The organism is Candidatus Accumulibacter phosphatis (assembly GCF_012939955.1).
GTDB classification, from domain to species: domain Bacteria; phylum Pseudomonadota; class Gammaproteobacteria; order Burkholderiales; family Rhodocyclaceae; genus Accumulibacter; species Accumulibacter delftensis.
This window is the reverse complement of sequence record NZ_SPMY01000022.1, coordinates 12,591-24,492: the sequence shown is the minus strand read 5'-3', so window position 1 is coordinate 24,492 and position 11,902 is coordinate 12,591. Positions and strand designations below refer to the sequence as shown.

Below are 11,902 nucleotides of genomic sequence, written 5' to 3'. Positions count from 1 at the left end.
CCCGGGCCGACCGGTTTCAGGAACGCCGCAAGTCTAGCGTAAACGGGAAGCCGGCATTGTCCGGCAGCGGTGCTACGTCAATCTCTCCGGGGGAGTGGCCGAAGGGCGTGAATCGCGCCAGACGGCGGCCTTCGGCCTCGTTGGCGTTAACCGGGTAGCGGTCGGGGTTGCGACCGCCGGGGTGCTCGACGTGATACTGGCAGCCAGCGAGCGAGCGCTTCATCCAGGTGTCGACCAGGTCGAAAACCAGCGGCGCATGTACGCCGATCGTCGGATGCAGGGCGGATGGTGGGTTCCAGGCGCGGTAGCGGACGCCGGCAACGAATTCGCCGACTTTGCCGGTCGAGCGCAGCGGCACGCGGCGGCCGTTGCAGGTGAGCACGTAGCGTTCGGCTGCCATACCGCTCAGCTTGACCTGCAGACGCTCGAGCGACGAGTCGACGTAACGCGCAGTGCCGCCGACCGAGCCTTGTTCTCCCATCACGTTCCAGGGCTCGAGCGCATGGCGCAGCTCCAGTTCCATGCCCAGCACCGAAATGCTGCCATGTACCGGGAAACGAAACTCGAAATGGGGGGCAAACCACGCGCTGTCGAGTGCGTAGCCGGTGCCGCGCAGGTCGCTGATCACATCGTCGAAGTCCTGCTTCACGAAGTGCGGCAGCAGGAAACGGTCGTGTAGCTCGGTTCCCCAGCGGACCAGCCGCTCGGGCGCATAGGGCGTGCGCCAGAAGTGTGCGATCAGTGCGCGCAGGAGCAGCTGCTGAGCGAGCGACATGCGTGCGTGCGGCGGCATTTCGAAGGCCCGCATTTCGAGCAGCCCGAGGCGGCCGGTGGCGCCGTCCGGAGAGTACAGTTTGTCGATACAGAACTCGGCACGGTGGGTGTTGCCGGTCGCGTCGATGAGCAAATTGCGCAGCGCGCGGTCGATCACCCAGGGCGCAATGCCTTCGGCAAGCTCGGCAGCCTCGGCCGTCGCCCTGGAAAGCTCGCTGAAGGCGATTTCCAACTCGTACACTGAATCGTTACGGGCTTCGTCGACGCGCGGCGACTGGCTGGTCGGGCCGATAAACAGACCCGAGAAGAGGTAGGAAAGCGACGGATGGTTGTGCCAGTAGCTGATCAGGCTGCGCAGCAGGTCGGGTCGGCGCAGGAAGGGGGAGTCCTGTGTCGTCGCACCGCCGAAGACGAAGTGGTTGCCACCGCCGGTACCCGTGTGGCGACCGTCGAGCATGAACTTCTCGGTGCACAGACGCGACAGGTGCGCCGCCTCGTAGAGGTGAGTCGTGCGCGCGACGAGTTCGTCCCAGCTTGCCGACGGCTGGATGTTGACTTCGATTACGCCCGGGTCGGGAGTGACCCGGAAGTTGGTCAGTCGTGGATCGGACGGTGGCTCGTAGCCTTCGACGATCACCGGCGCAGCGAGCGCTTCGGCGGTGGCTTCGACAGCGGTGATCAGTTCGAGGTAGTCCTCGAGCGTTTCGGTTGGCGGCATGAAGATGTAGAGCACGCCCTTGCGGGCCTGTGCCGAAAGCGAGGTACGGGTGACCAGGCTTGCCGATTCGCCGGCGCGCGGCGGGCTTTCATTGCCATCACCGGCGCCGTGGGCAAGGGCTTCATCGACACGTTCCAGGGCCTTCTCGGCGAAGTGTTCGCCGCTCACTGCCGCGCTGACGGCAGGCAAGCCCAGACTGCGGCTGATGGCGAACTGCGCGTGCATCTCGCTGTGTGCGGGCAGCGCCGGGAAGGCCTGCGTCGGGTCGGGCGCGTGCACGTAAGGATAGTCGGCTTTGGCTACCCAGGGCTGCGAGTCGAGCGGCAAGCGATAGCCGACCGGCGAATCGCCCGGGACCAGGTAGCAGCGGCCGCCGCGCAGATACCACGGTCCGCTTTGCCAGCCGCCTTGTGCGCGCGCCTGCAGCGGCAGCACATGGCCGACCACCGCATCGAGGCCCTGGCGAAAGACCTTGGCCAGCCGCTCACGTTCCAGCGGGTCATCGAGGCGGGATGCGAAGGGGTCGACGTTGACCGGCAGGCGATCTTCTCGCCACAGGTGATAGTAAACATCCTCGTAGGCTGCGAATACGTACTTCGGGTCGATGGCCAGGTGCTCCGCGAGTCTTCGCAGGAAGCGCCCGGCCAGTTGAGCGTCGGCACCATAGTCGCGGCTCTCGTCGGCGTAGAGTGCCGGATTGTTCCACATTACTTGGCCGTCGCGGCGCCAGAAGCAATTCAGCGACCAGCGCGGCAGCTGTTCTCCCGGATACCACTTGCCCTGGCCAAAATGTGGCAGTCCTTGCGGCGCATATTTGTCGCGCAAGCGGTGAAAGATTTCCGCTGCGCGCGCGCGTTTCGTCGGGCCGAGCGCTTCGGTGTTCCATTCGCCGCCGTCGTGGTCGTCGATGGAGACGAAAGTGGGTTCGCCACCCATCGTCAGACGCACGTCATCGCTGACGAGGTCGGCATCGATCTGGTGGCCGAGGGCCTCGATCGTCTGCCACTGCTCGTCGCTGTACGGGCGAGTCACTCTTGGCGCTTCCCAGACACGCTCGACCTGCATGTGGTGCTCGAACTGGCATTCGCATTTCTCGGTCAAGCCGGTAATCGGCGACGCCGACGATGGCTGCGGCGAACAGGCGAGCGGGATGTGCCCCTCGCCGGCGAACAAGCCCGAGGTCGGGTCGAGGCCAATCCAGCCTGCTCCGGGCAGGTACACTTCACACCAGGCGTGCAGGTCGGTGAAGTCGTGATCGGTTCCTGAAGGCCCGTCGAGTGACTTCACGTCAGGTACCAGCTGGATCAGATAGCCTGAAACGAAGCGCGCCGCCAGGCCGAGATTGCGCAGTACCTGCACCAGCAACCAGGCCGAGTCACGACACGAGCCGAGCGCCAGCGTCAGTGTTTCCTCCGGCGTCTGCACGCCGGGTTCGAGGCGAATGACGTAAGCGACCTTGTGCTGCACCCGCTGGTTGAGATCGACCAGAAAGTCGACGCTGGCGCGCGCTTCGCGGGGAATCGTTGCCAGGAACTCAGTCAGTAGCGGGGTCCGCGGCAAGGGGGTCAGATAGGGCTCGAGCTCTTCTCGCTGCCAGGCCTCGTATGCAAATGGAAAGCTCGTCGCGTAGGGCTCGGGAAAGAAGTCGAAGGGATTGATCACCGACATCTCGGCCACCAGATCGACTTCAACGCGAAATTCGCGGGTCTTCTCGGGGAATACCAGGCGCGCCAGGTAGTTGGCCTGCGGATCCTGCTGCCAGTTGATGAAGTGTTGTGCGGGCGTAATTTTCAGCGAATAGCTCAGAATTGGCGTGCGCGAATGCGGTGCTGGCCGCAAGCGGACGACTTGCGGTGCGAGGCTGATCGGCCGATCGTAGCGATAGTGCGTGACATGGTTGAGGGCAACATGGATGGACACGGTTAACTCCTGGGGGAAGGCGAAGAGGGTTGTTGGCAAAGCATACGCCAGGCTGCGCAGATCGCGGGGGTGATCACCGCGGTGCGCGCAGGCCATGCAGCAGCAGGACGGCTGTGGGCAAGAAAGAGTCGCATCGTCAGAGCTGCAACTGTTTCAGCAAATCGGCCTCGAGTTTCACACGACAGGCACTTTCCTCGAGATGGCCGCCACTGATCAGGAAGGTGTCTTCGACGCGTTCGCCAAGGGTGACGATCTTGGCTGTGTGCAGATTGGCGCGATGTGCCGCCAGCTGCGTGGCGATGGTGAACAGGAGGCCGGGGCGATCCGCTGCGACGACGGTCAGCACGAACATCTTTCCGGTTTCATCGGCTTCGAGGCTTACCAGGGGCTGGATGCTGACCAGTGGCTGCAAGGGAAAATGTCTCACTTGGCGCGAAACGCGCCCGCTCGCAGGTGCCTCGCCAGCCGAGTGCCGAGACAGACGTTGGCTCAGTTCGTGCTCGATGTAACTGATCATCTCACGCTCGCTGTGGCGATTGGTGACGTCGAGCAGGACGAAGGTATCGAGGGCATAGCCATCGCTGGTGGTGTGGATCTTGGCGTCGACGATGCTGTAATCGGCGCTGCTGAAGAAACCGACTATGCGCACAAACAAGTCGGCTTGATCGTGCGCGTAGACCATGACTTCGAGTCCTGTGGCGAGGGGGCTGAGGCGTGCCTTGACCAGGGGCGTGTCGGTCTTGCGGCGGTCGTGCAGCACGCGAGCATGCCAGGCGATCTCCTCGGCTGATTGGCGCAGGAAATAGACCGTATCGACCTGCTCCCACAAGCGTTCATGGATGGTTTCGGGAAGCGCCAGAAAGCGCATTACGCGCCTTGCTTCCTCTTGCCGCTGGGCGATGACTCCCGCGGGCATGGGCGGTGCTTCACTCGACCGCAGATGTCGCCGGGTGGCGGTGAACAGCTGTTCGAGCAGCTGTCCTTTCCATGCATTCCACACCTTCGGACTGGTACCGCGGATGTCGGCAACGGTCAGCAGGTAAAGGGCCACCAGATGTCTCTCATCACCGATGATTTCGGCAAACCTGGCTATGACTGTGGGGTCTGAGATATCCTCTTTCTGGGCACTTCTGGACATCAACAGGTGCTGGCGAACCAGCCACACGACCAGTTCGCTTTCGTCCGCCGCGAGGTCGTGGTCTGCGCAGAACTGGGCAGCGTCGATCGCGCCGAGTTCCGAGTGGTCGCCGCCACGACCCTTGCCGATGTCGTGAAAGAGGGCCGCGATGTACAGTACCCAGGGATTGCCGAAGTCACTGATCAGGCGGCTGCAGAGCGGGTACTCATGCGCAAATTCCTCGATCGCGAAACGGCGCAAGCGGCGCAGCACCTGCAGGATATGCTGATCAACCGTGTAGACGTGAAACAGGTCGTGCTGCATTTGCCCGACGACACGTCCGAAATTGGGCAGATAGCGACCCAGGACGCCGAGCTGGTTCATGCGCCGAAGGGCCTGGGTCAGGCGATTTCCGTAGGTGAATAGCTCCAGAAAATGCCTGCGGTTGGTCGGGTTGCGGCGGAAGTCGTCATCGATCAGGGTGCGGGCACGCCACAGGGCGCGCTGCGCACGGGCGGTCATGCCGTGTAGGCCCGCATGCTGCTGGAGTAACAGGAAGGCCTCGAGGATGGCCCCCGGGGTCACGTCGAAGACGTCTTCGTGCACCACGTCGAGGAGCTCGTGCGCATTCTGGAAACGTTCGTTGATCGGCTGTGGTGGCTCCTCCCGGGGAGGTACCAGTGCCGTACCGATGTTCTGCAGCAGAATGGCGTTGATCTGCAGGACCGCTTTCGCGCGCCGGTAGTAGCGCTGCATCAGCTGTTCGCTGGCACGTTGGGTGGCGGTGGCGGTAATGCCGAGTTGTTCAGCCAGAGCCGTCTGGTACTCGAAGAGCAGGCGATCTTCGCGCCGTCCGGCCAGTAGGTGCAGGCGTGTGCGCAAGTCGCGCAGGAAGGCCTCGCTGCTCTCCAGCAGTTGTTTCTCATCAATGGTGATGAAGCCTCGCCGTTCGAGATCTTTCCAGCAGTTGCCATAGCCCGCTGCCTGTGTGGTCCACAGAATCAGCTGCAAATCGCGCAGCCCGCCGGGGCCTTCCTTGCAGTTTGCTTCCAGGCTGTAGGGCGTTTCGCCGAAGCGTTGGTGGCGGTCCTCCTGCTCGATGCGCTTGGTCTGGAAGAAGTTTTTTGCGTCCAGTGCGGCTTTGATGCGCACCGAAAAGCCTGCGAAGAGTGACGCGCTGCCAGCCAGCAGGCGGGCTTCGATCATCGATGTCTGGACGGTAATATTGCCGCTGGCCTGCTCGAGGCACTCCTCGATGGTGCGCACGCTGTGGCCAATTTCCAGTCCGATGTCCCAGAACAGGCACACCAGGCCTTCGAGTTGCGCGGTCAAGGCGTCGTCTGCCTGCTCCGGAAGAAGAATCAGGAGATCGACATCGGAGGCCGGGTACAACTCGCCGCGTCCATAACCGCCGACGGCCAGCACAGCGAGCGAGGCAGGTAAGTTCACCGCCTGGCAGAGGTCGCAGAGCGTGTCGTCGATCAGCCGGCAGCGTTCATGGAGCAGAGCGAGAGCGTTCCCGGTCGTGAGAAATCGCTCGCAGATCGCTCTTTGACCCTCCTGCAGGCGATTCCGGAAGCTGCTGATCAGCCTGTTTCGCGCTGCGCGTTCGGCGCTCATGGTCTGTCGCCCATCGCTGCGGGTGAGCCGCGGTGTAACAGGAATCCTGGCAGCAACGGCCAGACAAGCAATGCCCGGCGTGCAAGCCAGGGGAGAAGCATCGGAATGGTCATCTCGTCTTTCGCTGATCGGGGAAAGCCCTTTCGGGTAGCGGGCCATTGCTGTCGGTCTGGCCCAACTCGGGTGCGGCCCGTCAGGGGTAAGCAAAAGTCGCGCCAGTAACGCTGGCGAGCACCGCCGCCGCCTTCGCTCTTGGTCAGCGGCCGTGCTCCGCAGGGCTGGGTCGCTGGCGGCAAACGTTTCTTCTTGGCGGAACTACGCTACACTTGGCGACAAGGTTTGTCCGCGGGCCGAGGCGCTGGCGCGCTTCGATCCGCTGCTCGCACAGGCTTGGGGCGGTAGTGGCGATAGAATGGGGCGTGTGCTTGTCAGGCGCCGGCGTGCAATTCCCCGGAGAGGCAGTCAGCGTGGCGACCGGCGCTGCAGCAGCCGCGGAATGTGCCAATTGAGTGCAGGGCGAATGGGGTGAAGGCGCCTTGGTGTTGGGTCCTGGCAAAGGCGAGCAAGAGGTGCTGGCCGGCGGATTGTCCGCCACCTGCAAGTCGTGATGTCGAGTATCTGAAGGGGAGTTGAGTGATGAGCAGCGAACGTAAGGCGACTTTGACCATTACCGGAGAAGGTCCGGTGGAATTTCCGATTCTGACGCCGACACACGGCAACGAGTGCGTGGATATTCGCGCGCTCGGCGGCAACACCGATCGCTTCGGGTATGACTCCGGCTTCGAGTCGACCGCCAGCTGTAAATCGAGCATTACCTACGTCGATGGTGCGAAGGGTGAACTTCTCTATCGAGGCTATCCGATTGAGCAACTGACCGAGCGCTGCGACTTTCTTGAAGTGGCGTATTTGCTGAAGAATGGCGAACTGCCGAATGTGGCGCAAAAGCTGAGCTTCGCGGAAACCATCAAGAGGAACACGCCGGTGCATGGCCAGATGGTGAATTTCTACCATGGCTTTCGCCGCGATGCGCACACCATGCCGGTGATGGTTGGCGTGGTTGGCGCGCTGTCCGCGTTCCATCGTGAAGCGGCAGACTTTTCCGATGTCGAGCAGCGCAGCCTGACCATTCATCGCATCATTGCCAAAATGCCGACGCTGGCAGCGATGGCTTACAAGTACACCATGGGTCATCCGCCGGTACATCCGCGTAATGACCTCGATTATGCGGCCAACTTCGTGCACATGATGTTCGCGAATCCGGCCGAGAAATTCGAGCTAAACCCGGTGCTGATGCGGGCCTTTGACCGACTGTTGATCCTGCATGCCGATCATGCTCAGGACGCTTCAACCTCGACGGTGCGCATGGCGGGTTCGTCCGGGGCCAACCCCTTCGCCTGCATTTCTGCGGCGATAGCTTGCCTGTCGGGTCGCGAGCACGGCGGCGCCAGCGAAGCCTGTTTGGCGATGCTCCAGGAAGTCGGCGATGTGCGGAAAGTTGCGGCGATGATCAGCCGCTCCAGGATCGAGAGCGATCACTCCAAAGTGACCGGCTTTGGTCTTTACGTTTACCGCAACTTCGATCCGCGCGCAAAGCTGATGCGCCGATTGTGTACCGAAGTGCTGACCGAGCTGCGCCTGGAGAATGATCCGCTGTTCAAGTTGGCGATAGAACTCGACAGGATCGCACTTGAAGACCCGTACTTCGTCGAGAACAAGCTCTACCCGAACGTCGATTTCTATTCGGGTATTCTGCAGAAAGCACTGGGTCTGCCCGCTTCGATGTTTGGCTGCATCGTTGCCGTGGCACGCACGGCGGGCTGGATGGCGCAATGGGAAGAAATGCGCGCCGACCCCGAATACAAGATCGCCCGCCCGCGGCAGCTCTATATCGGCCCCGCACGGCGCGATGTCCCTGTCGCTTCGGCGCGTGGGTCTGAGCGCATACCCGCGTAGCAGGCAGCAGCTGTCCGGCGGGTTACAGCGGCCGCGTGACCGACAAGGCGCCGCGGATCTCGCCGGCGACATAGCCGGTCGCCTGGTCGTGCGGGTAATCCTTGGCCAGCGCTGCCTTGAGTTCGGGCGATAGCGAATCGGCCGGCCCGTGGCAGGTCTGGCAGACCTCGACGACCGGCAGTGCTTTCATGTAGCGGAAACTGCGTTGCCCACCACTGGCGACGACGATCTCGCCAACTTCCAGCTCTTGAGGCTGCGCACCGTTGGCGACCAAAATGTTGAATTCGGCCAGCTGTCGCGCTTCCCAGGCGTCAGGCGTGCCGGTCGTCGCGTTGCGAGTCTTCAGGCTGACACGGTGGATCGCCCAGCCGGTGTGCTGTTGCATCTCCCGCAGCAGTTGCGGCGCTTTTTCCTTGCAGACCGCTATGGCAGCGACGGGACCCTGTTCCTGCACGGCCGTCTGCATCGCCTGCACCACTTTTGGCAAGATTGGCAGCGCGGTTTTTCGCGTTTCGCTCATTAGTGCGGCGGTATCCTGCGCGTGCACGACCTGTGTGGCGGAGGTGAGCGAAAGAGCGAGAATAAGGGCTGTGGATTTCTTCATGATGGCTCCCGATAGTGTATAAGAGGTAGCTAATATAACATGACAAGGCCTCGCCGGGGACGTGCGCTCCTGCCTGGCGGCGCGATCATCCTGTGCGTTGCAGGCCTTCGCCCGCCTTCACGCCGCTGGGCGTGTAAGCCCCGGGCCGGGGCTGTCATGCACCGTCGCGGTGCTTCGCAGGGCGTTTTGCGCACCATTCGTAGGCGCCGTTGCCTGTTCGTCGCATGGCGCTCTCCCACTTGAAGCTTGTTTAGCTTATGGCACGGTTTCTGCTTAATACTGCTTAATCCACTCTGTCGGTGAGCCTCATGAATGTAGACTTCTATAACGAGATGTACGATTCTGCCGGCGGCTTGCGACCCCATTACGAGGGTTTTGCGGCCTGGCTGGCAGCGACCTCGCCTGAGCGTCTGGCGAGCAAGCAGGCCGAGGCCGATAGCGCCTTTCACCGCCTTGGCATTACCTTTGCCGTCTATGGAGAAAAGGCCGGCACCGAGCGCCTGATCCCCTTCGACATCATCCCGCGCATCATCCCGGCGAGTGAGTGGACGGTGATGGAAGCGGGCTTGCGGCAGAGAGTGAAGGCGCTTAATGCCTTTGTGCACGACATCTACCATGATCAGGAAATTCTCGGCGCCGGACACATTCCGTACGATCAGGTGCGCAACAACGCGCAGTTCCGGCGCGAGATGATCGGCGTCGACCTGCCGGCCGGGATTTACGCTCATATCGCGGGCGTCGACATGGTGCGTGCCGGGGCAGGTGAGTCCTACGTCCTCGAAGACAACCTGCGCGTGCCGTCCGGCGTGTCCTATATGCTTGAGGACCGCAAGATGATGATGCGGCTGTTTCCGGAACTCTTCTCGCGGCACATGGTCGCGCCCGTTCAGCATTATCCTGACCTGCTGCTCGAAAACCTGCGCACCGTGGCACCGAAAGGCGTCGCCGACCCGACGGTGGTGGTACTGACGCCCGGCGCCTACAACAGCGCCTATTTCGAACACAGTTTTCTTGCTCAGCAGATGGGTGTCGAGCTTGTCGAGGGCAGAGATCTCTTCGTCAAGGAGCAGGCGGTCTTCATGCGCACCACACAGGGTCCGCAGCGGGTCGACGTGATCTATCGTCGGCTCGACGACGACTTTCTCGATCCGCTGGCCTTCAACAAGGAATCGATGCTCGGTGTTCCGGGCTTGCTCGGCGCCTACCAGGCCGGCAACGTCAATCTGGCCAATGCCATTGGTGCCGGCGTCGCCGATGACAAGTCGATCTATCCCTACGTGCCGGAGATGATCCGCTTCTACCTCGGTGAAGAGCCGATACTTCACAACGTACCGACCTGGATTCTGCGCAAGCCCGAGGACCTCAAATATGTACTGGCGCACCTGCCGGAACTGGTGGTCAAGGAGGTGCATGGAGCGGGGGGCTACGGCATGCTGGTCGGGCCGGCGTCGAGCAAGGCCGAGATCGAGGACTTCCGCGCTCGTATCGTCGCCGCGCCGGAGAAGTACATCGCACAGCCGACGCTGGCGCTGTCCAACTGCCCGACCTTCGTCGAGGCGGGCATCGCGCCGCGCCACCTTGATCTGCGTCCGTTTGTGCTCTCCGGAAAGAGCATCCGCATGGTGCCCGGTGGCCTGACGCGGGTCGCCCTGCGCGCAGGCTCGCTGGTGGTCAATTCCTCGCAGGGCGGCGGTACCAAGGATACCTGGGTGTTGGAAAACTGAGATGGATGGAGAACCGAGATGTTGAGCCGCACAGCTGATCACCTTTACTGGATGGCACGCAGTACCGAGCGCGCTGAAAACATGGCCCGATTGCTCGACGCCTCCTACCAGATGTCGATGGTGCCGCAGCCCCTGGCGGCGCAGAACGAGAACTGGCGCGCCATCCTCGCCCTGAACAGCCAGGAGGAAGCGTTCGCCAAGGTCTATGACGAGGTCAGCGCCGAAAATGTCCTGCGGTTCACGGTCGCCGATGCTGCCAATCCCTCGTCGATCTTCAGTTGCCTGCGTGCCGCACGCGAGAATGCGCACGCGGTGCGCGGTACGCTAACCGCCGAAATGTGGGAAAGCGTCAATGCCACCTGGATCGAACTCCGCGAGCAGAATGTCGAGCAGGTACTGGCGCGCGGTGTCAGCGAGTTCTTCGAGTGGGTCAAGCTGCGTTCGGCCGTCATCCGCGGGGTGACCTTTGGCACCATGCTCAGGGACGACGCGCTGCATTTCATTCGCCTCGGCGGGCTGCTCGAGCGGGGTGACAACACGGCGCGCATTCTCGACATGCAATATCACGTCCTGCGCAACGGCGACGAGGGGGCCAGTGATTTCTATCGCTGGGGCGCTTTGCTCCGCTCCTTGTCGGCGTTTCAGGTCTACCGCAAGGTCTATCGTGATGCGATCACCCCGGCCCGGGTCGCCGAACTGCTGATTCTGCGCATGGATCTACCGCGATCCCTGCATTCCTGTGCGGACGGCATTGTCCGCATGTTGCCCTTGATTGCCAACAGTGCTTCGGCGGAGACCCAGCGCCAGGCGGGTGTACTGCATGCCAAGTTGCACTTCGGGCGTATCGAAGATGTGCTGGCTGGTGGGCTGCACGAGTATTTGACGGATTTCATGGATCGCATCTATGAACTTGGCGAGGGTATCAGTCGCGACTTCCTTATGCCCGCCTGAACGTTTCTTGGTGGCTGCTTGCGACTCGGCTGCTGCGCGCTTGCACAGTGCTCCCAAAACCTCATCGGCTGCGCCAAGGGCAAGCCACGGGATGGCAGTGCGGGGCGCTCACAAGGGGCTGCGAAGCCCGCTTGGCGCGCTCGCCGCTGTTCGCATTCGGCACGCCCGGCAAGCGCTTCAAGAAGCCTTGCCCGTGCGGCCGGAGTTGCTGTGCGTGACACCCGTTGGTAGCTCGTTATCGACATTGACCCGACTATCGACTTGTGATCTAATCCCGCCTTCTGTGGATCCGCTTCCCGGATGGCGCTTCTTTCGGCGGCACCGTCTGTCGGCGTTCTTTTTCGGCAGCCTTGCAGCCGCCGCGTACCGACAGCAGCCTGTCCCTGCCGCAGAACATCGGGCGATTAACTCAGTGGTAGAGTGCCACCTTCACACGGTGGAAGTCAGTGGTTCGAACCCACTATCGCCCACCATCATTTCCGCCGCCAGCAATTCCCGACTGGCCTGGCCCGAGTTATCCG

General features: G+C 62.3%; 6 protein-coding genes and 1 tRNA gene. 4 read left to right on the top strand and 3 right to left on the bottom strand.

Annotated features, from left to right (window positions below; all coding sequences use genetic code 11):
- Positions 1-16: 16 nt before the first annotated feature.
- Positions 17-3,412 (bottom strand): transglutaminase family protein, encoded by a 3,396-nt coding sequence (locus tag E4Q23_RS08370; protein WP_169066218.1) that lies wholly within the window; start codon positions 3,410-3,412, stop codon positions 17-19.
- A 136-nt stretch (positions 3,413-3,548) separates the two neighbouring features.
- The gene (locus E4Q23_RS08365; RefSeq protein ID WP_169066217.1) at positions 3,549-6,149 is read right to left on the bottom strand and encodes a [protein-PII] uridylyltransferase; all 2,601 of its coding nucleotides are present in this window, start codon (positions 6,147-6,149) and stop codon (positions 3,549-3,551) included.
- Positions 6,150-6,785: 636 nt separating this feature from the next.
- On the opposite strand from E4Q23_RS08365, the gene gltA reads away from it, so the two are divergent.
- Positions 6,786-8,102 (top strand): citrate synthase, encoded by a 1,317-nt coding sequence (gltA, locus tag E4Q23_RS08360; RefSeq protein WP_169066216.1) that lies wholly within the window; start codon positions 6,786-6,788, stop codon positions 8,100-8,102.
- 22 nt (positions 8,103-8,124) lie between these two features.
- On the opposite strand, the gene E4Q23_RS08355 is transcribed toward gltA, so the two are convergent.
- The gene (locus E4Q23_RS08355; RefSeq protein ID WP_169066215.1) at positions 8,125-8,706 is read right to left on the bottom strand and encodes a Tll0287-like domain-containing protein; all 582 of its coding nucleotides are present in this window, start codon (positions 8,704-8,706) and stop codon (positions 8,125-8,127) included.
- 308 nt (positions 8,707-9,014) lie between these two features.
- On the opposite strand from E4Q23_RS08355, the gene E4Q23_RS08350 reads away from it, so the two are divergent.
- The 3 genes from E4Q23_RS08350 (at position 9,015) to E4Q23_RS08340 (ending at position 11,854) form a co-directional block, all read left to right on the top strand.
- The gene (locus E4Q23_RS08350; RefSeq protein ID WP_169066214.1) at positions 9,015-10,430 is read left to right on the top strand and encodes a circularly permuted type 2 ATP-grasp protein; all 1,416 of its coding nucleotides are present in this window, start codon (positions 9,015-9,017) and stop codon (positions 10,428-10,430) included.
- Positions 10,431-10,448: 18 nt separating this feature from the next.
- The gene (locus E4Q23_RS08345; protein ID WP_169066213.1) at positions 10,449-11,381 is read left to right on the top strand and encodes an alpha-E domain-containing protein; all 933 of its coding nucleotides are present in this window, start codon (positions 10,449-10,451) and stop codon (positions 11,379-11,381) included.
- Between the two features lie 398 nt (positions 11,382-11,779).
- Positions 11,780-11,854: transfer RNA gene (locus E4Q23_RS08340), tRNA-Val, on the top strand.
- The last annotated feature ends 48 nt before the right edge of the window (positions 11,855-11,902 follow it).